The 21305-nt window shown below is 58.1% G+C and carries 17 protein-coding genes; 8 read left to right on the top strand and 9 right to left on the bottom strand.

Going from position 1 to position 21305, the window contains the following annotated elements; genetic code table 11:
* Nucleotides 1-61: 61 nt before the first annotated feature.
* On the top strand, nucleotides 62-1795 hold the full coding sequence (gene dauA / locus DIT72_RS03370) for a C4-dicarboxylic acid transporter DauA (protein WP_135953775.1): 1734 nt from the start codon (nucleotides 62-64) through the stop codon (nucleotides 1793-1795).
* Here dauA and DIT72_RS03365 read toward each other — a convergent pair.
* On the bottom strand, nucleotides 1788-2999 hold the full coding sequence (locus DIT72_RS03365) for a hypothetical protein (RefSeq protein ID WP_135953774.1): 1212 nt from the start codon (nucleotides 2997-2999) through the stop codon (nucleotides 1788-1790). The two genes, dauA and DIT72_RS03365, sit on opposite strands and share 8 nt — an antisense overlap.
* A 105-nt stretch (nucleotides 3000-3104) precedes the next feature.
* Here DIT72_RS03365 and DIT72_RS03360 point away from each other — a divergent pair, with 105 nt between their 5' ends.
* The gene (locus DIT72_RS03360; protein ID WP_135954715.1) at nucleotides 3105-5051 is read left to right on the top strand and encodes a CASTOR/POLLUX-related putative ion channel; all 1947 of its coding nucleotides are present in this window, start codon (nucleotides 3105-3107) and stop codon (nucleotides 5049-5051) included.
* A 13-nt stretch (nucleotides 5052-5064) separates the two neighbouring features.
* On the opposite strand, the gene DIT72_RS03355 is transcribed toward DIT72_RS03360, so the two are convergent.
* From DIT72_RS03355 to DIT72_RS03345, 3 genes are read right to left on the bottom strand one after another with little or no spacing between them, the layout of a single operon-like run.
* On the bottom strand, nucleotides 5065-5454 hold the full coding sequence (locus DIT72_RS03355; RefSeq protein WP_135953773.1) for a CBS domain-containing protein: 390 nt from the start codon (nucleotides 5452-5454) through the stop codon (nucleotides 5065-5067).
* A gap of 13 nt (nucleotides 5455-5467) precedes the next feature.
* The gene (locus DIT72_RS03350; RefSeq protein ID WP_135953772.1) at nucleotides 5468-5818 is read right to left on the bottom strand and encodes a transcriptional regulator; all 351 of its coding nucleotides are present in this window, start codon (nucleotides 5816-5818) and stop codon (nucleotides 5468-5470) included.
* Nucleotides 5815-7302: a DUF1538 domain-containing protein gene (locus DIT72_RS03345; protein WP_135953771.1), complete on the bottom strand. Its 1488-nt coding sequence runs from the start codon at nucleotides 7300-7302 to the stop codon at nucleotides 5815-5817. The genes DIT72_RS03350 and DIT72_RS03345 overlap by 4 nt, the downstream gene beginning before the upstream one ends.
* Nucleotides 7303-7580: 278 nt before the next feature.
* On the opposite strand from DIT72_RS03345, the gene DIT72_RS03340 reads away from it, so the two are divergent.
* Complete coding sequence (locus DIT72_RS03340; protein WP_135953770.1) at nucleotides 7581-9170, top strand: isocitrate lyase; 1590 nt, start codon at nucleotides 7581-7583, stop codon at nucleotides 9168-9170.
* A 118-nt stretch (nucleotides 9171-9288) separates the two neighbouring features.
* On the opposite strand, the gene DIT72_RS03335 is transcribed toward DIT72_RS03340, so the two are convergent.
* Nucleotides 9289-9780, bottom strand: a complete 492-nt coding sequence (locus DIT72_RS03335; protein WP_135953769.1) for an acyl-CoA thioesterase — start codon at nucleotides 9778-9780, stop codon at nucleotides 9289-9291.
* A gap of 112 nt (nucleotides 9781-9892) precedes the next feature.
* Between DIT72_RS03335 and DIT72_RS03330 the strand changes: the two genes are divergently transcribed.
* The 3 genes from DIT72_RS03330 to DIT72_RS03320 all read left to right on the top strand — a co-directional run bounded on the left by DIT72_RS03330 (nucleotide 9893) and on the right by DIT72_RS03320 (nucleotide 13979).
* On the top strand, nucleotides 9893-11725 hold the full coding sequence (locus tag DIT72_RS03330; RefSeq protein WP_135953768.1) for an SLC13 family permease: 1833 nt from the start codon (nucleotides 9893-9895) through the stop codon (nucleotides 11723-11725).
* 142 nt (nucleotides 11726-11867) lie between these two features.
* Nucleotides 11868-13211, top strand: a complete 1344-nt coding sequence (gene senA, locus DIT72_RS03325) for a selenoneine synthase SenA (protein ID WP_135953767.1) — start codon at nucleotides 11868-11870, stop codon at nucleotides 13209-13211.
* Nucleotides 13212-13235: 24 nt separating this feature from the next.
* Entirely contained in the window at nucleotides 13236-13979 is a 744-nt protein-coding gene (locus DIT72_RS03320) for a putative 4-mercaptohistidine N1-methyltransferase (RefSeq protein ID WP_135953766.1), read from the top strand.
* An 18-nt stretch (nucleotides 13980-13997) separates the two neighbouring features.
* Here DIT72_RS03320 and DIT72_RS03315 read toward each other — a convergent pair whose 3' ends face one another.
* The 4 genes from DIT72_RS03315 to DIT72_RS03300 form a co-directional block, all read right to left on the bottom strand.
* A complete protein-coding gene (locus DIT72_RS03315) occupies nucleotides 13998-14639 on the bottom strand; it encodes a methyltransferase domain-containing protein (protein WP_135953765.1) in 642 nt (213 codons plus the stop codon).
* Nucleotides 14639-16210 (bottom strand): cation:proton antiporter family protein, encoded by a 1572-nt coding sequence (locus DIT72_RS03310; RefSeq protein WP_135953764.1) that lies wholly within the window; start codon nucleotides 16208-16210, stop codon nucleotides 14639-14641. The genes DIT72_RS03315 and DIT72_RS03310 overlap by 1 nt, the downstream gene beginning before the upstream one ends.
* 38 nt (nucleotides 16211-16248) lie before the next feature.
* Complete coding sequence (locus DIT72_RS03305; RefSeq protein WP_135953763.1) at nucleotides 16249-17184, bottom strand: alpha/beta fold hydrolase; 936 nt, start codon at nucleotides 17182-17184, stop codon at nucleotides 16249-16251.
* Nucleotides 17185-17330: 146 nt separating this feature from the next.
* On the bottom strand, nucleotides 17331-19520 hold the full coding sequence (locus DIT72_RS03300) for a TonB-dependent receptor family protein (RefSeq protein WP_135953762.1): 2190 nt from the start codon (nucleotides 19518-19520) through the stop codon (nucleotides 17331-17333).
* Nucleotides 19521-19705: 185 nt separating this feature from the next.
* Between DIT72_RS03300 and DIT72_RS03295 the strand changes: the two genes are divergently transcribed.
* The gene (locus DIT72_RS03295) at nucleotides 19706-20836 is read left to right on the top strand and encodes a zinc-dependent alcohol dehydrogenase family protein (protein WP_135953761.1); all 1131 of its coding nucleotides are present in this window, start codon (nucleotides 19706-19708) and stop codon (nucleotides 20834-20836) included.
* 35 nt (nucleotides 20837-20871) lie between these two features.
* On the top strand, nucleotides 20872-21288 hold the full coding sequence (locus DIT72_RS03290) for an acyl-CoA thioesterase (RefSeq protein WP_135953760.1): 417 nt from the start codon (nucleotides 20872-20874) through the stop codon (nucleotides 21286-21288).
* Nucleotides 21289-21305: the final 17 nt, after the last annotated feature.

Raw genomic sequence — 21305 nt, 5'->3', positions numbered from 1 at the left:
GATCACGAAACCCGTTTGGCTGTCAGCCTTTTGTTTTTCTGAATATTGTTCGGGATGTCCGATGCCACACCGTGCCCACCTGTTTTCCCTGCGACTTGCCCATGGTTTTCGCGCGGCCTGCATTGACGAGCGCTATACCACAAAACGTCTTGGCCGCGATGTGATGGCAGGGGTTACGGTCGGCATTATTGCTATCCCGTTGGCGATGGCACTGGCGATTGCCAGCGGTGTGCCACCCCAGTACGGGCTCTACACCGCCTTCATTGCCGGGTTCGTGATCGCATTGACCGGCGGTAGCCGTTTCAGCGTTTCTGGCCCGACTGCCGCGTTTGTAGTGATTCTCTATCCCATTGCCCAGACCTATGGGCTTGGTGGTCTGCTGCTGGCATCGCTGATGTCAGGCGTGCTTCTGATCATTATGGCGCTGATGCGGCTGGGCCGCTTTATCGAATACATTCCCGAGGCCGTCACTCTGGGTTTCACCGGCGGCATTGCCGTGGTGATTGCCACCTTGCAGGTGAAGGACTTTTTCGGTCTGGGCATCGAGCAGATGCCGGAGCACTACTGGGACAAGCTGGCAGTTGTTGCTCAGGCGCTGCCGGGGCTGGATGGCACCACCACGCTGGTTGCGATAGCCACGCTGGCGGTGATGCTGCTTTGGCCCCGGCTGAGGACGCCGGTACCACCACATCTGCCGGCGGTAATCATTGGCAGCCTTCTGGCGTTGGCGTTGAATGCCAATGGTGCAGCGATAGAAACCATTGGCTCCCGCTTCAGTTATCTGCTCGCGGATGGTTCGACCGGTGCCGGTATTCCGCCCTTTCTGCCGGAGTTTGCCTGGCCCTGGCAGCGCCCGGACGCCAGCGGCGAGCCTCTTGGCATAAGCTGGTCCATGGTGCGGGACCTGCTGCCGGCTGCCTTTGCCATCGCCATGCTGGGGGCCATTGAATCGCTGCTGTGTGCGGTGGTGCTGGACGGTATGAGCGGCAAGCGCCACAGCGCCAACAGCGAACTGCTGGGGCAGGGTATCGGCAATGTGATCACGCCGTTTTTCGGCGGTATTACCGCAACAGCCGCCATTGCCCGTTCGGCAGCCAATTACCGCGCTGGTGCGGAGTCTCCGGTCTCGGCAATGATGCACGCCCTGGTGGTTCTGCTGGCGCTGGTGTCACTGGCACCGCTACTGGCCTATCTTCCGATGGCGGCCATGGCAGCGCTGCTGGTAATGGTGGCCTGGAACATGAGTGAGGCGCCGAAATCTCTCCATCTGCTGAAAACCGCCCCGCGCAGCGACATACTGGTGTTCATCACCTGTTTTTCGCTGACGGTGTTACTGGATATGGTGATTGCGATCACCACCGGGATCCTGTTGGCGGCCGTATTGTTCATGCGGGAAATGGCACAGATGACCCGGGTGACCGACATTACTGACAGCAAACGGATGGCAGGTGCCCGGCTGCCTGATGGCTGGCAGGTATTCAAGATCAACGGCCCTTTATTCTTCGCAGCCGCTGATCGTATTTTCGGGGAACTGGCGCAGCTGTCATCCAGTGCACGCGGTTTCATTCTCTACATGGACGGCGTGACGATACTGGATGCGGGTGGCCTGTCGGCCCTGAACAAGCTTATCGACACCTGCAGGCGGGACGGAACGCAGGTCGTTGTTGCCGATCTTCAGTTCCAGCCTTTGCGCACGTTGGCCAGGGCCGGTGTCAGGCCCGAAGAGGGCGTGATCCGGTTCTATCCGAGCCTGGATGAAGCGATTACTGCGGAAAGCTGGCTCGCGCCTACATAGGCCAGTGCAACTGGAGGTTGCCGCCGCCGAACGCCGCCTTGTGCAGATAAAAGGTAGTCGCGAGGGTCAGAATGGCATTTTCTTCCCGGGACAGCACAATGTCGAAGGGCAATGCGACTTTGCCGGTAAACCCGTGGTGGTTATCATCACCGCTTTTTGAATAGTTCTGTTCGATGTCCGGAACGCTCAGGTAGATCGAGGGCGTGAGTGTAACAGCAGGGGTCAGTGGCAACCTGAACTGCCCCGATAAACTGGGCTCTTTGCGGCGCACGTCAGCAATTTCATCAAGGTTTCGGCCCGTATACCCCTGTTCCCTGAGATAAAAATAATGCATCCCGATGCCGGGTTGCAGGCGGTGGTGTTTATGAACGGCTTCGACATCGAAACTGATGTGGTCGCGGCTGGTGGCTATGGTGCCGGGGCGCTCGTCCAGAGTGTAATGGCGGCGGGTGTACTCGCCGCCCAGTGCTGCTCGCAGCGACCAGTGGCCGCGTCGGAGTTGGTGGGTTAGCGCGCCCCGGATGGTTTCATTTTCCACCACCAGGCTCTCCTCACGGCTCTCAAAAGTGGAGGGTGGAGAATAGGTTACCGAAGCGGTGGTGCCGAGCTGATGTTTCGCGGCGGGTTGATGCCACTGGATAAAGAAGCTTTGGGCGGGGTCCACAAAAGCATCGTCACTGCGGGTTTTGCTGTTGAAATAGGCGTCGGGCAAAATCCAGCTGCCGTGGATCCAGGATTCGTTGCTGAAGCTGTGGCGACCGCTGAAGTATATGTCCGAGCGGGATTTGTCCGGAAACACGTCTCCCTGCAGCCAGACCTCTGTGGCATCGGTGAGCTGGTGGCGAAACCCCACGAGCTGTCGATCGTAGCTGCCGTCAAAGTCCTCGCTGCGCTGTATGTCGAGCAGGAAACCCTGGCGATTCTCGTTAAAGCCGAAGTCCTGGCGGAACCGGAAATCCAGATACAGTCGCCGGCTACCGACGCTGCCACCGGTCCCGCGGATACCGTTATCAATCACCGACGGTGCGGGCTGGCTGTGTTGGAAAGACAGTTCATGGAGGTAGCGTTCCTCATTGTCGGTTTCGTCTGCGCCCATAACCACAGCTTCCTGCCGCCACGGTTGCGGCAGGTGGTTGAGTTCGGCTGCCAGGGCCCCCGGCAGAAAGACAGTCGTGCCAATAAGGATTCTCAGGGTGCGACGCATGGCATTTCCCGGTCAGGTAGTCGGCATTGAACAAATTTTTACCCGTCTCCACCTCGCCTAATGGGCTATGCTACGGGCATTTCGGGCTTGCGCAGAAGGATGATGATGCTCCCCTTTCGTTTTGTTGACCGTGTCAAATTTATTGTAGAACGCCAGCTTGTCAAAGGCGCTGGTTTTCAGCTGCTGGTGGTTGGCGTCTTTATCGGGATGATCTCCCTGATTGGCGGCCTGCTGGTGATTCCCTTCGGTGAACCCCATGAGGATATGGGGGGTGCGATCTGGTGGGCCTTTCTGCGGCTGACGGACCCGGGTTACCTGGGGGATGACGTGGGCAACTGGCAGCGGCTGGTGTCTACCATCCTGACCATCAGCGGCTACGTGGTGTTCATGGGTACTCTGGTGGCGATCCTGACCCGCTGGCTGATTGCCAAAATGACGGACCTGGAACGGGGGCTGACCCCGGTCACCCTGAGAAACCATATCGTGGTACTGGGCTGGACCAGCCAGACGCTGCCCCTGCTGGGGGAATTGCTGGGCTCGTCCGGCCGGATGCGGCGATTCCTCGAGAAGCACGATACCAGCCGGTTACGCCTGGTAGTGCTCTCGGAAACAGCCTCCGCGGCCCAGGTGCACGAACTGCGCAATGAGCCCGGGATTGGCCGCAAGGCGCGCCAGATCATTCTGCGCTCCGGTGCTGCCATCCAGCCTGATGCACTGCAACGGGTGGCTTGTCTGGATGCTTCTGCGGTCATCGTGCCCAGCGCGGCCCACGAAGCCGGCAGTCTGGTAACATCGGATATAGAAACCGTAAAGGCGCTGCTGTCCATCGCCGCGCAGGCACGGCACCTGGGTACGCCCCTGCCGTTCGTGGTGGCCGAAATTCAGGACATACGCAAACACCCGGTCATTGAGCGGGCCTATCCCGGCGAGATGGAAGTGGTTGCCGGTGATGCCACCATCAGCCGGTTGATGGTCCAGAACATCCTGCATCCGGGGTTGTCGGAAATCTATAATGAGCTGCTGACCGCCGGGGAAGGCTGTGAAATGTATATCCGGGGTGGAGAGTCCCTGGCGGGACTGACGCTCGGCGAACTGGCATCCCAGCGCCCCAGAGTCATTGTGCTGGGCATTCTGAAGCCGGCAGGCAGGGGCTGGCATGTGCAGATGCCAGCCTCATCGGACATCCTGATAGCTGCCGAGGACCGCGTCGTCATGCTGGCGCGGGACTACGATGAAACCGAACCCGATCCCAAAGCCCCGGCACTGCCGGTAATCAATCGCGGGCAGCCAGTCAGCCGTTCCGTTGCCTTTTCCGAGCGTGTTCACCGGGTTCTGGTGTTGGGCTGGAACCGCCGCGTACCGAGCCTGATCGACGAATTTGCCAGCTATCGCCAGATGCGGTTTGAGGTGGATGTTGTCTCCGTAGTGCCCGCTTCGGAGCGGCAGCAGGAAATAGACCGTTACCTGGGTCACCAGCGCGACGTTATCTGTCGTCACGTCGAGGCGGATTACATGGTAGAAGGTGAGCTCAGGCAAGTGGGCCCCCTCAACTACGATTCCATCATGCTTGTGAGCAGTGACCGCCTGGCCTCCGGGGAAGAAGCCGACGCCCGGGCGATGGTCGGTTATCTGCAGCTGGAAGACCTGCTCAGCGAGGGGACCCATCGGCCGCAACTGATTATGGAGTTGAGCGACCCTGACAACCGTAACCTGCTGACCGGACACCAGAGTGAAATGATGATCAGCCCGATGATTGTCAGCCACGTCCTTGCCCAGGTGGCATTGCGGCGGGAGCTCAGAGTGGTGCTGGATGAGCTGTTTACCGTGAATGGGGCCGAGATACAGTTCCGCGATCCCCATGATTACCCGCTTCCGGCCAGCGCAGACTTTCAGGTGGTGGAGAAAGTGGTGGCGGCAAAAGGCGAGGTCGCGCTGGGTGTCTGGCGTGGTCATGCCAATGAGCATGGGCGCCACCTGAGCCTCAATCCGCCGAGAGACGGATATCTGGACCTGAGTGCTGCCGACCGGTTGGTCGTCCTGTGCACGTCATGAGTCTGGCCCGGGTTCAGTCAATGGTTTCGAGCAGGGCGGCCATAATATCGTCCATAACCACGAAACCCACCAGTTCGTTATCCTGCAGAACCAGCAGACGCTTCACGCGATGCTGGCTCATCAGGCTGGCGGCATAGCGGACTCCGAGGTGTTCCCCGACACTGATTACCGGTTTCGCGCAGGCATCGTACACATTGAGCAGGTCGATATCACCATCTTCGGCAATCACGGTTTTGATAATATTGGTGTAGGTGATCAGGCCGTAGGCATCGTGTTCATTCTGTTTTTCCACCACCAGTGACTTTACCTCGTGCCTTTTCATCAGTGACAAGGCTTCACGGAGGCTGGCAAAGGGGGAAACATTAATGGTATCCCGAATCATCACATCCCTTACAAGTTTCATCCTGATGCTCCGCCTAGAGTGAGTCTTTTACGTGCTGTTCGAATTTTTCAACCTGGGACAGGTCAATGCCTCCCAGATGCTCCAGGGGCAGTGTGAACACCAGTCCCTGAGAGTCGTTCTTTTCTGGCATGAGAAGATGCTGGATGGCTTTCAGAATATCCAGCGACAGCCCTTTTTCCAGCACCATTACCAGAACACTCTGGCTGCCGTCGTAGGTCAGGCCGAAAAAGGTTTTCCTGGCAGTATTGCTGATACCTCGCCCGGACATGACAGTGACCCCTCCGGCACCGAGATTCCGGGCTGCGTCTATGCAATCCTGCTCCTGGTCTTCAGGCACGATAGCGACGAGTACGGAGAATTTCATGTGGCAAGTTTCCTTCTTGTAGCGATGTGGTCGACAACAATGGCATAGGCCATGACAGTGATGATGGGGAAAATCGAGGCAAAGGCAATCAGCCCGAAGCCGTCAATAAGCACACTGCGCCCCTCGATATTGCTGGCAAGGCCAATCCCCAGTGCGGTTACCAGTGGTACCGTCACCTCCGATGTAGTGACGCCGCCCAGGTCATAGGCCAGTGCAATAATATAGCGCGGGGCAATGGTGGTCAGCAGGATAACGACCAGGTAGCCGCCCATGATGTAATAGTGGATGGAGTCGCCGACAATGATCCGGTGCACACCTACTGTGATTCCGATAGCAACACCCAGCGCGACAAGCAGGCGAATGGCGTTGCCATTGAGGGTGCCGGCAGCAGCTTCTTCTGCCTGCTGCCCGATCGCTATCAGCGCCGGCTCCGCCATGGTAGTGGCAAACCCGATCATAAAGGCGAACAGGTAAATGAAGAGGAACCCGTCGAGGGTTACCAACTGCTCCGCCATGCTGGTGCCAATGGGAAACAGACCGATTTTCAGGCCGACCACGAAGGCGTAAAGGCCCAGGATAACCAGGGCAAAACCAGACAGGACCCTGCGAGGGTTGCTCAGGCCACGTCGTAATACAAGATACTGAAAGACAAGAATGGTCAGGATGATGGGTAACACGTCACGGATCATCTCGGCCAGCTCCAAAAGCATCCTCAGGGGTCCGGCAACCGGAGATGCATCACCGCCGGTGTCCATCACCAACTCTCCCTCCTCCTTTCCCCCTGAATAAACCACTATACCGTAGAGCTGCACGGTAATCATGGGTACCATGACCGCAAGTGCTACCAGGCCGAAGCCATCAGTGAGAGGATTCCGGCCACGAATTGAGGCGGCCAGGCCAATGCCCAGCGCAGCGACGAGGGGAACGGTTACCACGTTGGTAGTGACCCCGCCGGAGTCATAGGCAAGACCGACGATTTCCTCCGGTGCAAACCACGTGACGATCACCACCGTGATATAGCCGACAATCATGAACCAGTGCAGCGGGTATCCCATAATCGTTCTGAATACCCCCAGTGCAACCACAAAGCCCACCGACGTTGCCACAAGCAATCTCAGGGTAAGGGCGTCAATCTTGCCGGCGCTGATTTCCTGCGCCTGCTGGGCAACGGCAATAAGTGCCGGCTCCGCCACCACCGCAGAAAAACCGAGGGCAAACCCGAAAGCCATCAGAATGGGAATGGAGCCGCGGCGGGCAAACTGATTCGACAGGCTTTTCCCCACGGGAAAAATGCTCAGTTCGAGCCCCTGAAGGAAAAGCGCAATGCCAACGGCCACAATCAGCAGCCCAAAGGCCATGCCCAGAGTGTTGTCTGGCATTTGCTGCAGAACCACAAGCTGGAAAAACACAACAACCACAACGATGGGCAAGAGGTTTTTCAGGGCGTGCAAAAGAGACTCGCCGAAAGCTCGAATGTAGAACACCGGGGTCCGCTACCTTTTTTCAATGGTTTACTACCTTAATTCGCATGGTAGCACCGGCTACGGAAGTCTGCCTGATACAGCGCAAGTTTGGGATTTGCATGTATTCACCAGGAAAATGCCGAATATAGATAATATAAATTTCAATTATAAAATCAAACCCACTAGAGTAATCGTCAATGTCAGCGGACTGGATGTTTTTTGAACGGACGCTGGCGCGCTGAAGTTGCTTTTACACTCCATAAAAGAGCACCTCAACCCGTAAAGACAGGACTGAGATCATGCCATACGCAAACGACGTTGACGCCATTGCTTCCATTCTGAAGCAGAACCCCACCTGGAATGCCATCAAGCCCGAGCATGCGGCTCGCATGCGCGCCCAGAACAAATTCAGGACTGGCCTGGATATCGCCAAGTACACCGCGAAAATCATGCGCGAAGACATGGCCAACTACGATAAAGATACCTCCCAATACACCCAGTCACTGGGTTGCTGGCACGGTTTTATCGGCCAGCAGAAGATGATCTCCATCAAGAAGCACTTCAATAGCACCAAGCGTCGTTACCTGTACCTGTCTGGCTGGATGGTTGCCGCCCTGCGTTCCGAGTTCGGTCCGCTGCCTGACCAGTCCATGCATGAAAAGACCGCCGTTCCTGGTCTGATCGAAGAGCTGTATACCTTCCTGCGCCAGGCTGACGCATGGGAACTGAACCACCTGTTCCGCGCCCTGGACGAAGCTGAACAAGCCGGCGATACAGCCAAGGCTGAAGAACTGATCAAGCAGATCGACAACCACGAAACCCACATTGTGCCGATCATTGCCGATATCGACGCCGGTTTCGGTAACGCCGAAGCAACGTATCTGCTGTCCAAGAAGATGATCGAAGCCGGTGCCTGCTGCATCCAGATCGAGAACCAGGTATCCGACGAGAAACAGTGTGGTCATCAGGCCGGCAAAGTAACCGTTCCCCACGCTGACTTCCTGTCCAAGATCAATGCCGTTCGTCTGGCATTCCTTGAGCTGGGCGTGGACGACGGTGTCATCGTGGCCCGTACCGATTCCCTGGGTGCCGGCCTGACCCAGAAGCTGGCGGTAACTGAAGAGCCGGGTGATCTGGGCGACCAGTACAACGCCTTCCTCGACGGTGACTACATCGAGAAGCCGGAAGACATCAACAACGGTGACGTTGTTATCAAGTCTGACGGTAAGCTGATGAAGCCGAAGCGCCTGGCCTCTGGCCTGTTCCAGTTCAAGGCCGACACTGGCGAAGACCGTGTTGTTCTGGACTGCATTACCAGCCTGCAGAACGGTGCTGACCTGCTGTGGATCGAAACCGAGAAGCCCCACGTCGGCCAGATCGCCGGCATGGTTAACCGTATCCGTAAAGTGGTGCCCGATGCCAAGCTGGTCTACAACAACAGCCCGTCGTTCAACTGGACGCTGAACTTCCGTCAGCAGGTATTCGATGCCTGGAAGGAAGAAGGCAAGGACATCTCCGCCTACGAGCGTGCCGATCTGATGAACGCCAAGTACGACGACACCGAGCTCGGCAAGCTGGCCGACGAGTGGACTGCCAACTTCCAGCGCGACGCTGCCCGCGAAGCCGGTATCTTCCATCACCTGATCACCCTGCCGACGTATCACACCGCGGCCCTGTCTACCGACAATCTGGCCAAGGGCTACTTCGGTGACGAAGGCATGCTGGCTTACGTTGCCGGTGTTCAGCGCAAGGAAATCCGTCAGGGTATCGCGACTGTGAAGCACCAGGACATGGCCGGTTCCAACATCGGCGATGACCACAAGGAGTTCTTCGCAGGTGACGCGGCCCTGAAGGCGGGCGGTAAAGACAACACCATGAACCAGTTCTAAGCACCGGTTCCGTTATTGATCCCGGGCGAGCCCGGGAATCACGATAAAAAGCCCTGCCGGGTGATCGGCAGGGCTTTTTTGTCGTCAGGGGAGGGAGCCTGCTAATCCAGGCTTCTGTTCATCGGGCGCTCAGTTTCTCGCGGGTTGCCAGGCGCCCCTCCCGGCGGATCTCCGCGTTGCTGAAACGGCGTTGCTGTTCCTGCGTTTCCGGTTTCACTGCTGGCACATCAACAGGTTTGTCGTGCTCGTCCAGCGCCACGAAGGTGAAAAACGCCGACAGTATATGCCGGCACTCTCCGGTGTAGCTGTTTTCGGCCTCTACCCGGGCCCCGATCTCCATGGACGACCCCCAGCTGCGATTGAGGGCAAAGTTGAACAGCAGGGTGTCGTTGCCTTTGGCGGGAGCGCGGAAGTGAATGGAATCCACCGCCGCGGTCACGCAGACATGCCCGGAGTGCCGCTCCGCGACCACCAGCGCCAGACGGTCACACTTGGCCATGATCATGCCGCCGAACACCGTCTGGTGCGAGTTCATGTCATTCGGGAAAACCTTGTAGACATGGTTATCGATGGCGGATGCCGAAACGGGCCTGGCGGATCTGGTCGACATATTTCTCTCCGGAAGACTGTCAAAGGATATCGTTGTGGATAGTTCCAGCTCCAATTAAGGTATGTTGCACTGATATGGAAACCATTAACAGGGATAACGGGGGCAGTACGCGTTGACCACAGAGCAGGGCGTTGTATTCACGGTATTGGCAGCCACGCTGGTTCTGTTTGCATGGAACCGGTTGCGGTTTGATGTGGTTGCCATGCTGGCATTACTGGCGGTTGCCATTGCCGGACTGGTTCCCACTGAGGACCTGTTTGCCGGTTTTGGACACCCGGCCGTGGTAACCGTGGCTGCGGTTCTGGTGGTCAGCCAGGGGCTGGTGAACGGTGGTGTGGTGGATCATATCGCGCAGTTGCTGGGCAAGGTGGGCCACCGCCCGACACTTCAGGTTCTTACGCTGACCGGTGTGGTGGCACTCTGTTCCGGATTCATCAACAACGTGGGTGCTCTGGCACTGTTGATGCCAGTGGCGGTGTGGATGTCCCGTGAGTCGGGGCGTTCGCCTTCGCTACTGCTGATGCCACTGGCGTTTGGTTCGCTTCTTGGCGGCACCATGACCCTCATAGGTACACCTCCAAACATCATTATTGCCAGTTACCGGGAAGGTGCGAGCTCATTCGGGCTGTTTGATTTTGCGCCCGTCGGCGCGGCCATCACCATTGTCGGCATCGCCTTTATTACCCTGGTGGGCTGGCGGCTGACGCCGAAGCGCGGCACCGAGGGCGGAGAGGACGATAAGCTTTTCAGCGTTGGCGACTATCTGACCGAGCTGAAAGTGCCCGAAGGTTCGTCCTACGCCGGTGCTACCCTGCACGATCTGCTGTCGGACAGCGGTGAAGACAAGGATGTCGTAGTCCTTGCGCTGATCCGCGACGACAAGCGTCAGTTGGCGCCTTCGACTTACAAGGTGCTGAAAGAGAACGATCTGCTGCTGGTGGAGTCGGATACCGACAGTCTGCAGGCATTTCTGGATAACACCGGGCTGGAGCTGGGTAGCCGCGAGGAGGATGAAGCGGATAGCGAAAAGGATGAAAAGGATGAAAAGGATGAAAAGGATACCGAACACCGGAAAAAGGACCTCAAGGAAGGTGATGTCCAGCTGACAGAAGCCGTTATTACCCCCGAGTCTTCTCTGGTGGGGCAAACCGCAAACCGGCTCAACCTCCGGGAGAGGTATGGCATCAACATTGTTGCTGTCGCCAGGCAGGGGCAGCGGCTCAAGCGGCGCCTGGGTGATATCCGTTTCAATGCTGGCGATATACTGCTGGTCCAGGGGGTGGAAGAGAACCTGACCACTACACTTTCCAGTCTTGGTTGCCTGCCACTGGCGGAACGTGGTCTCCGTCTGGGGTCACCCCGTAAAACCATGGTGGCGGGGGCGATCTTTATCGCCAGTGTCGTAGCCATTGTCAGCGGTTGGCTGTCGCCGCCCGTCGCGCTGGTAGCCGGTGCTGTTGCCATGGTGCTGACGAAACTGATCGATGCGTCGGGTGCCTATAAGGCCATAGACTGGTCGGTGATTGTATTGCTGGCGGCCATGATCCCGGTGGGGCAGGCACTGGAAACCACCGGCGGCGCAGCGCTGATCGCGACCCAGATGCTGGCGGCGGGCGGTGACCTTGCCCCGTGGGGGGTTCTGGCGATGGTGCTGGTGGGCACCATGCTGATGTCGAATGTGGTGAACAACGCGGCAGCGGTTGTACTGGTTGCGCCCATTGCCCTGAGCCTTTCCGCAGAGCTGGGCATGGCTTCCGATGCTGTGCTCATGGCGGTGGCGGTCGGTGCCTCCTGCGCCTTCCTCACCCCTATCGGTCATCAGTCCAATGCTCTGGTGATGGAGCCCGGCGGATATGAGTTCGGTGACTATTGGCGGCTGGGGCTGCCGCTGTCAATCCTGGTGACGGCGGTAGCGGTGCCCATGATTCTGCTGGTATGGGGCTGAATCAGTTTCAGAATCGATGTCAAAAAAATCATCCATCTGGCGGTTTGCTGTCGTATCCTGAGGGCGTCAGAGCTGCAGACCATCAGAACATGGCGGCTGTCAGTATCCGGGATTGAAACCGGCGTATTTGGAGAAGAATAGCGTGGACAAGACAACCCTGTTGGCAGAACTGGAAACCGCCCGGCAAAGAACCCGGGCACTGATAACCTCGTTGCCGGAGGAAAAGCTGGAGGTGCCATATCACCCCGGCGTTAACCCGCCGCTGTGGGAGATGGGGCATGCCGCGTTTTTCTATGAAGTGTTTGTGTTCAACCTGCTGGATGGTACGCCCAGTTACAATCCGGCTATGGATGATCTCTGGGACTCGTTCCATGTGGAGCACCGGGACCGCTGGTGCCGGGAGCTGTTTCCCGGCCGCGGGGAAACCCTGGCCTATTTCGATACCATCTACGATCGCGTCGCCGACCGCATCCGCAGCAAACCGCTAACGGATAAAGACCTGTACCTCTATCGCTATGCCATCTTTCACCAGAATATGCATATTGAATCCCTGATCTGGTGCCGCCAGACCGTGGGTTACCCGCCGGCGCCGGATTACACCGATGAACGCGTGGCACCCGGCGACAGTATAGCCGGTGATGCGGTAATTCCGGCCGGGCGGTGGCTGATGGGCATGCCGGGTGAGTCTGAGGATTACGCCACGAACGATTTTGCGTTCGATAACGAGAAGCCACGATTCGAAGTTGAACTGGAGTCGTTCGCCATTTCCCGTGTGCCGGTGAGCAACCGGGAGTTTATGGCGTTCGTGGAAGATGGCGGCTACCAGCGCCCGGAGCTCTGGTCCTTTGGCGGGCGCAAATGGTTGCAGACAGAAACCGACGTTTCGCTGGTTCACGGCAGCTCCGAACCCCTGATGCATGCGCCAAAACACCCGCTGTACTGGCGCTGGCACGATCGCCAGTGGCAGGAACGGTTTTATGATCAATGGCTGTCGCTCAGTCCCGATGCCCCGGTTTGCCATATCACCTATTGGGAAGCGGAAGCCTGGTGCAACTGGGCGGGTCGGCGATTGCCAACAGAATACGAGTGGGAAGTGGCAGCCCTGGGGAACCGGCCCGGCGAGCCGTTCCGGCGATTTCCCTGGGGGAATGCGCCGGTAGGGCCGGAGCGTGCCGACATGGGTGGCCGGGCCATGGCCCGTAATCCGGTCGGGGATTTTCCCGCCGGTGACAGCCCTTTCGGTTGTCGCCAGATGATTGGCAGTGTGTGGGAATGGACCAGCAGCCAGTTTTTCCCCTACGACGGCTTCAAAATCGATATGTACCCGTTCATGTCGACGCTGCAGTTCGGAGATCACAAGGTCACCCGCGGTGGCAGTTGCGCCACCTCACCGAACCTTATCCGTGGCACCTATCGCCAGGCCTACCTGGCCCAGAGAAACGACGTCTATACCGGGTTCCGCACCTGCGCGCTCCCGCAAACCTGACTGGATAACCGCTGAGGATCAGCCATGAATGTGTACGAAACCGACGAACTGCTCGGCCAGTATCTGGGGTTCCATTTCGGGGAGCATTATTTCGGAGTGGGTAATTATCCGGCCCGCTGCGCCACTATCTGCCAGGAACTGATGGCCGGCCGGGACAAGCGCAAGGCGCTGGATCTGGGGTGCGCGGTTGGCCGCACGGCATTTGAGCTTGGCCGGGTGTTTGAACAGGTCGTCGGTGTGGACCTGTCGAAAAGCTTCGTGGATGCGGCGCACAACCTCCAGCGGGATAGACAGATCGACTATTTTCGCCGCGACGAAGGTGAACTGGGAACCCGGGTTACCATAAGCCTTGAGGAATTTGGCCTGGCAAGGGCTGCCGGGCGGGTATCCTTTGCCACCGGCGATGCCTGCCAGTTGGGGGCGGAGCACCGGGATTACGACCTGATTTTCGCCGGCAACCTGATCGATCGGCTTCAGGATCCGGGGGCGTTTCTGGGTGATATTCACAAGCGCCTGGCCGAGGGTGGCACACTGGTGATCAGTTCGCCCTACACCCTGATGGAGGAGTTTACGCCCCGGGCCAACTGGATCGGCGGATTCGAGCGTAATGGCCAGCCGCGAACGGTACTGGATGGCATGCGCGAGATCCTGTCCAGCCACTTTGAAGAAATCAAGCCGCCACAGGATGTGCCGTTCGTGATCCGGGAGACCCGCCGCAAGTTCCAGCACACCATTGCCGAACTCAGCGCCTGGCGCAGAATTCGTTAAGATAGCGAAAGGTGCCGGTCAGTCCCTGCGGGTGAAAAAGGCTGTCTGCGTGGGGTGGCCGACATCGGGAACAAACTCTCCGATGCCGCCGAAACGGACCTCGTAGCCATTGCGGTCGGCCACACCCCGGGCCCAGCGCTGGAACTTGAGCCGGTCCCATTCGAACTTATGGTCCTCCTCGCGAAATTCTCCGGGCGCAAGATCGAACAGCGGGTTGTATTCCCGGTTGGGGGTGGTCATGAACAGGCAGCCGGGCCGGTACTCCCCGAACACCGCCCGTTCAACCCGTGAAAGCTGTTCCGGACGGACATGCTCAATGGTTTCCACCATGGCCGCCGCCTCATAGCCCGCCAGCGCCGGATTGCTTTCGGCGTAGGAGCCCCGGATCAGATGAGCTCTGGCAGGGTCGTCATCCAGGTAGTGCGCCAGAACGGAACGGGCCTGGCGCAGGGACACGCCCGAGTCTTCCAGCCCGGTGACAACGTCGAACTGGTCATCCGCCAACAGCCGGTACAGCAACGAGCCCGAGCCACAGCCCAGGTCCAGCACGCGTCTGGCGCCGGTCGCCTTTATCGTTCTGAACACGAAATCCAGACGCTCCTCATGGAGGGAGGTCATCTGGGTCATGGTGTTTTCGTCAGAACCCATGGGTTCGTACATCAGGTTGTCCCCGCGGTTCGTGACGGTATGGCGGGCCGCTGATCCCGGAGGTGGCTGGCCAGCGCCACTCCGGTTTCACTCATGGTGAGATAGGCTTCGTCGGCGCCTGCCTCGCGGATTTTTTTGGCTTCATCGGCGTACATGGTATGGGCCACGATGTAGCCGGTAAACCCTTTGCGGCGCAACATCCTGGCTGCAATGAGTTTACCCTCGATGTCGTTCATGGCAAGGATAACCGATTGCAGGTCAGGCATGTGAAGTCCCTGCCAGAAGGTGTTGTCCTCGGCATCGGCGAAGACTACGTTGCGGCCTTCTTTCTGGTGCTTCCGTGTTTTCGCCGGATCTGAATCCAGCCCTATCAATTCCGGTTCTGATTCCCGTAGCCAGTCGTAGGCAGCCGTGCCGGTCCTGCCCATGCCCATGACCAGAACCCTGGTGCTACCGAGAGAAATCGGTTGTTCGTCCGGGTGATGGGTCTGGCTTTCAAATCCCACCAGAGAGCCGGACCAGCGTTCATAAAGGGAGTGAGCGTAGCGGTTAAGAGGCGCGGAAATCACGAAGGACAGCGAAACCGTGATCGCCAGGGGAATCAGCCATTCAGGGAGTGCGACGCTGGCGACAATGAGACCAAACTCGCTGTAATTGGTCAGCGACAACGAACTGAGAAAGCTGCTACGGGCGCGGAGGCGGAACAGTATCAGCAGGAAGAAGAACAGCAGTCCTTTCAGTGGCAGAACGATAGCTGCCACCACCGCAAACACCAGTGCCTGGCCATCGGGCAGGCCGCCAATGCCAATCTGCAGGAAGAAGCCCACGAGGAAGACTTCTTTCACACTCCAGAGGGACTTTGCCAGCTCCTGGGAACGGGGATGGCTGGCCAGCATCGCGCCAAACACCAGGGCGCCCAATTCCGAGCTCAGCCCGACCGCTTCAAAACCCAGCCCGCCGACAACCAGTGCCAGCAAAAGCCCCAGCAGCACCAGAAGCTCATCGTGGCCGCTGGCATCCAGCAGCTTGAACAGCAAGGGCCTCAGTAGCGGCAGGCCAAATACGATCAGCGCCCACTGGGATGGCGTCTGGCCAGCGGCCAGGCTCATCACCACCAGTGCAATCAGATCCTGCATGATCAGGATGCCGATGGCGACACGGCCGTGGAACGCCCGCAGCTCCCGTTTGGTTTCCAGCACCTTGGCTGCCAGTACCGTGCTGGAGAATGACAGGGCAATCGCGAGCAGGAATGCGGTCTGCCAATCCAGCTCCATCAGCAGATAGAGACCGGGCGTGAACACGGCACAGGTGATACCGAAATGCAGCACACTCCCGCCGATAACTTCGGGGCTGACGATGGAGCGGAGCTTCAGTTTCAGGCCGACAGTAAACAGAAGCAGCAGCACGCCCAAGTGGGCGATGTGTGCCAGTACATCGGTTGCTTCAACAGCGATGTTGGTAGCCGCAGCGATGCCGCTGAGCACGAAACCGGCGGCAAGATAGCCTACCAGAGGAGGCAGGCCAACAGCCTTGACCAGCAGGCCGAGGACAAAGGCAAAGGAAATCCAGATGGCTTCAGGCATGGGTCACTTCACGTTTGAGAAACAAGGCTTTGGCAAGGCTACCGTGTTTCAGCCAGAAACTCACGGAACAGTTGTGCAGATTCCTCTGGCACTTCCACCATGGGGGCATGCCCCACACCTTCCAGCAGAACCTTGCGGGCATCTGGTATCTGTTCGACAAACACATCGGCATTGCGATGGTTGATGACACGGTCTTGCCTGCCCCAGACCACCAGAACAGGCGCTTCGATACGGGTGAGTGCCTTGCGGAAATCCGGCTCGTCCGCGGTATCGCGGATAGCATCAAAGATCACCTGGTTGACGTCGCGGTTGGCGATGGCCTTTTCTTCCATCACCTCATAGATTGGCCAGGGCACGAAGGGTTTTTTCTCCAGGGCAAAATCAATCAGGCGCTTGAAATCTCCCTCCCTGGCAGGAATCAGGGGGTTGTCGCCTTCCTCCACCAGTTCTACCAGTTCGCTCTCGTATTCAAGGATGCCGGCGGGGGCAAACAGTACCGCGGAACGAATCTGCTCGGGATAGGTGGCTGCGTAAAGGGCGGTAATAGCGCCGCCCATGGAGTTGCCCATCATATGGGTCGCATTGATTTTCAGTGCTCCAAGTATTTTCGACACGTGGTCAACCTGGTCCTCAAACCGGTATCCCAGGTCCAGTGGCTTGCTGCTGTCACCGTGGCCTGGCAGGTCGAGGGCGTAAACGTTGAACTCACCGGTCAGTTCCCCCGCCAGCCGCGTCCAGTTGTCCTTGTTGGCGCCAAAGCCGTGAATGAGCACAATGGTTTCGCCTTCCACCGGCTCTTCATTGCTCAGGTACGCAATGGTCATACCCTCCACGCGAATCGAGGATGCCTCCAGCCCTGCGCTGGAGCGCTCCCAGCTGATGGCGTTTTCGTAAAGGGTCTGACGGGAACAGCCACTGAGCAACACCGTACTGATCAGCAGCGTGATCACGGCAAGAGGGGGTCTGGCTATCATTGGAGGCCGGCTCCTTGCAGAAGGGTTTTCAAACGTCCGTTTTTCAGAAGCGCCAACATTACCGCAAAAAAAGACCCGGTCAAGGACCGGGTCGGGGGATCACGGAATTAGCCCGCCCGAGGACAGGGGTCAGTTCCTTTCACGCATCAGAAATCGACACTGATCCCTACATAAGCCGTGCGAGGCAGGTTAGGACGGGCACCATGGGGGCTGCGGGAAACGATTTCCTGGTCGTCAAGAACGTTGTCCACCTTGGCATAGACACGGCTGGACGGATTCAGGGCATAGCTGCCGGAGAGATCCACCACGGTGTAGTCGTCGGTCTTGCGGAAGGTATTATCTGTGCCGGAACGGTCACAGCTGTTATCACTGCATGTTTCATCAACATACGAGATATTGATGTAGGCGTCCCAGAGATCACCATCACGCAGGCCAGCGCGCACAGCTGCAACATTTTCCGGCAGGTCCGCCAGGTTGTCGCCTTTCAGCACGCTACCGTCATCGCTGTCTTTGGTGACTTCGGCATCGGTGTAGGTCCAGGTGGCCTGTACCGGGGCGGTCAGACCGTTGAGCAGTGTGAACTCATAGGCGGCCAGTAACTCAAGGCCCTGGATTTCGGACTCGCCTTCACTGACTGTTCCGGAGTCGATGGCCTGATTACCGACATTGCAGGGGTTGGCGATGGAGCAGTTTCTCACGGTGTTTTCATAATCGCTGAAAAAGGCGATAGCTTCGGCACGCAAGGCACCATCGTAATAGCGCGCACCGGCCTCGAAGTTGGTGCTCAGTTCCGGCTCCACATTGGTACCGCCGGAACCAGCGGGCGCCATACCGCGGTGCACGCCTCCGATCAGGGTAATCGTCGGGCTAAGGCGATAGGTCGCACCGAGGCCAGGCAGCACTTCGCTGGTGTCGTTGCTGGCGGTTTCGGTTTCACTGGTGGAGGTGCGCTGCGTTGTGCTCCAGCGGGTCTGGGAGGTTTCGATATCCTCATAACGCAGAAGAGCGGTCACGGACAGGTCGGGATTGATGGCAATCCGGTCCGCCAGGAACAGGTTGAGGGCCTCGGCTTCGTCAATCCGGTTATCACCGCCGGTGGGTGCAATCTGTTCAATGAACTCGAAGGCCGGGCGGCCGTTACTGATGACCTGCTGATAGCGGTCCTTGGGCTGGAAGCGGTCTGCTTCGTCCTCATGCACGCGGGCGCCAACGGTAATGTCGTGGCGCATACCTGCCAGGGAGAGACCATAGTCCGCTTTCACTTCGATACCCTGGGACAGGTATTCCCGGGCGCCATTGGTCAGGGTGAAAGGACCGAAAGGTTCCTCACCCTGAAGCTGGTTGTAGGCGGTCTGATCACCGTTGTTGGCGGCTTTGATCAGGCTGTTGAAGTTGCCTTTGTACCAGTTGCGCTTGAACTCGTTGCGATAAAGCGTTGTAGTCAGTGACAGGTCTTCCGTCAGTTCCACCAGGTGCCTCGCGGAGTAACCGTTGTGGCGGTTGTCCATATTGTCGAGCTGAGACAGGAAATATCGCTTGTTGGGATTACGCTGGAAATCGTCGTCGGTCAGGCCGAGGTAGGTTTCGTTGCTCAGCTCCTCACTGTACTGGAACTTCAGGTCGAGCTGGTGGTAGACCTCAGCCGAGGCGTCGGAATTGAAACGTGCCTTGGCGACATAGTCCTGCTTTTCAAAACCGGTGTCGCGGCTGGATTGCTGCAGTTCCTTGAAGCCGTTGGTTTCTTCCTGGAAAGTCTCGATCATGAATGCGGCGTTGTCAGTGCTGTTGCCGTACCAGCTGTGAATACGCTTGCCTGCATTTTCCGAAACCTCTGCCGTTACATGGCCGGCTTCGGACGAGGGAATCGGTGTCGATCGCAGGTTGATCGCGCCGCCTACAGTGTATGGGCCATAACGCAGCAGGTCTGGTCCTTTCAGAACCTCGATACCATTCATTCGACCGAACGTTGGTGAGTAGTAGGCTGCCGGCGCCGAATAGGGTGCCGGAGCGATCATCACGCTGTCTTCCATCAGGGTGATCTTGGAGGAGCGGCCGGAGCCGGAACCACGGATGCCGATGTTCGGGCGCAGGCCATAGCCATCTTCTTCCTTCAGGTAGACGCCTGGTACCTCACGTACGGCTTTGTGGATATCCGTGTACTTCATGGTTTCCAGATCCTCACTGGTAACCACGTGGGCGGAACCGGGCAGGGCCGATGCAGAAGCATCATCACCGATAATAACCAGTTCGTTCAGGCTCTGCTCCTGGGCCAGAGCGGCCGCCGGGGCGGAGATGACCGCCAGGGCAAGCAGGTTTCGGGAAAAAGGCGTAGGCATGTTGCTCTCCTGTTACAGCGTGTTTAGGTACGGAGCGCAACTATACAAACGATAATCATTAACAACAAGTAAAAATTATCATTCGTGATAGTTGTTCGGTGATCAGTGGGAGGTGTTTGTTAAATCCATCAAAACATCTACTCTATTGTCCGTTTGCCAATAACAATCATCATGAGGTTGCCGTCATGAAAATCAGAGCTGCAGTTCTGCAAACCATCGGGGCGGAGCGCCCGTACCGGGACACCAGGCCCCTTGTGATTGAGGAACTGGAACTGTCTCCCCCCGGCGACAACGAGGTGCTGGTCCGGATCAAGGCAGCCGGCCTGTGCCATTCCGATCTTTCCGTTATTGACGGCAACCGTCCCCGGCCTGTGCCCATGGCACTGGGCCACGAGGCGGCTGGCATCGTCGAGGCGGTTGGCAGTGGTGTACGCGACCTGCAGCAAGGCGATCATGTGGTTGCGGTGTTTGTGCCCAGTTGTGGCCACTGTGCGCCTTGTGCGGAAGGGCGTCCGGCACTTTGCGAGCCGGCGGCAAAAACCAACAATGCCGGCACTCTGGCCAGTGGTGAGCACCGGTTGCATCGGGCGGATGGCACCCCGGTCAACCACCACCTGGGAGTCTCTGCCTTTGCGGATCACGCCGTGGTATCACGTGACTCGCTGGTCAAGGTTGATGCCGATCTGCCCCTGCACCACGCAGCCCTTTTCGGATGTGCCGTACTGACAGGTGTGGGTGCGGCGATCAATTCAGCCGGTATCAAGGCAGGCCAGACTGTCGCTGTCATCGGTCTGGGTGGTGTCGGTCTGAACAGCGTGCTGGGAGCTCTGGTGGCCGGTGCCGGTGAGGTGATTGCCATTGACCTGGATGACAGTAAACTGGCGCTGGCGCGAGAGCTTGGCGCCACCAACGCCTTCAATTCCAGTGAAGAGGGTTGTGTCGACAGGATCAGAGCATCGACCAGCGGCGGGGTTGATTGCGCCATTGAAATGGCCGGGTCTGAAAAAGCGCTGGAATTCGCCTATCAGATTACTCGCCGTGGTGGAATTACGGTTACCGGTGGCCTGGCCCATCCGCAAAAGAAAGTGTCTATCCAGCAGGTCAGTCTGGTAGCCGAGGAGCGCACACTCAAGGGGAGTTATGTCGGCAGCTGTGTGCCCGTTCGCGACCTTGCCCGTTATGTCACCCTGTTCCGCCAGGGCAGGCTGCCGGTGGACAAACTGCTCAGCGATACCCTGACACTGGATGAGATCAATGAAGGGTTTGAGAAACTGGCTTCGGGTAAGGCCGTTCGTCAGGTGGTGCTGTTCGATTAGGCCATCAAGCAACAAGCTGGTAAACGGAGAAATCTGTGCAACGAGATGAGTTCAGCATTCTGTACCCGATCACTACCCGGTGGATGGATAATGATATCTACGGGCATGTGAATAACGTGACCTACTACTCCTACTTTGACACCACCATCAACCGGTACCTGATTGAGGCCGGCGGGCTGGATATCAATAATTCGCCGGTGGTCGGATACGTTGTCAGCTCCAGCTGTCAGTTCAAAAAACCGGTGGCGTATCCGGAGGCACTGGAAGCCGGGCTCAGGGTGCTGAAGATGGGAAACAGCTCAGTGACGTACGAGCTCGGCCTGTTCAAAAGCGGCGATGCGGACCCGGTTGCCCATGGTGAGGTTGTCCATGTCTTTGTTGACCGTGAACAGAATCGCGCTGTTGCCATCCCCCACGGCATCCGCGAGGCGCTTGAGCGCATCCTGATGTGACTCGCGCCCGGCCATCA

The sequence above is a fragment of the Marinobacter orientalis genome (genome assembly GCF_004792665.1).
Lineage (GTDB): Bacteria > Pseudomonadota > Gammaproteobacteria > Pseudomonadales > Oleiphilaceae > Marinobacter > Marinobacter orientalis.
This window is presented reverse-complemented; position numbering and strand designations above follow the sequence as displayed.

Excerpts from the sequence above, each read along its gene's own strand:
- DIT72_RS03360 (WP_135954715.1), top strand. The coding sequence starts at position 3,105 with ATGCTCCCCTTTCGTTTTGTTGACCGTGTCAAATTTATTGTAGAACGC.
- DIT72_RS03335 (WP_135953769.1), bottom strand. The coding sequence starts at position 9,780 with ATGTCGACCAGATCCGCCAGGCCCGTTTCGGCATCCGCCATCGATAAC.
- DIT72_RS03305 (WP_135953763.1), bottom strand. The coding sequence starts at position 17,184 with ATGATAGCCAGACCCCCTCTTGCCGTGATCACGCTGCTGATCAGTACG.
- DIT72_RS03295 (WP_135953761.1), top strand. The coding sequence starts at position 19,706 with ATGAAAATCAGAGCTGCAGTTCTGCAAACCATCGGGGCGGAGCGCCCG.
- DIT72_RS03355 (WP_135953773.1), bottom strand. The coding sequence starts at position 5,454 with ATGAAACTTGTAAGGGATGTGATGATTCGGGATACCATTAATGTTTCC.
- DIT72_RS03340 (WP_135953770.1), top strand. The coding sequence starts at position 7,581 with ATGCCATACGCAAACGACGTTGACGCCATTGCTTCCATTCTGAAGCAG.
- DIT72_RS03315 (WP_135953765.1), bottom strand. The coding sequence starts at position 14,639 with ATGTACGAACCCATGGGTTCTGACGAAAACACCATGACCCAGATGACC.
- dauA (WP_135953775.1), top strand. The coding sequence starts at position 62 with ATGCCACACCGTGCCCACCTGTTTTCCCTGCGACTTGCCCATGGTTTT.
- DIT72_RS03300 (WP_135953762.1), bottom strand. The coding sequence starts at position 19,520 with ATGCCTACGCCTTTTTCCCGAAACCTGCTTGCCCTGGCGGTCATCTCC.
- DIT72_RS03320 (WP_135953766.1), top strand. The coding sequence starts at position 13,236 with ATGAATGTGTACGAAACCGACGAACTGCTCGGCCAGTATCTGGGGTTC.
- DIT72_RS03365 (WP_135953774.1), bottom strand. The coding sequence starts at position 2,999 with ATGCGTCGCACCCTGAGAATCCTTATTGGCACGACTGTCTTTCTGCCG.
- DIT72_RS03350 (WP_135953772.1), bottom strand. The coding sequence starts at position 5,818 with ATGAAATTCTCCGTACTCGTCGCTATCGTGCCTGAAGACCAGGAGCAG.
- DIT72_RS03310 (WP_135953764.1), bottom strand. The coding sequence starts at position 16,210 with ATGCCTGAAGCCATCTGGATTTCCTTTGCCTTTGTCCTCGGCCTGCTG.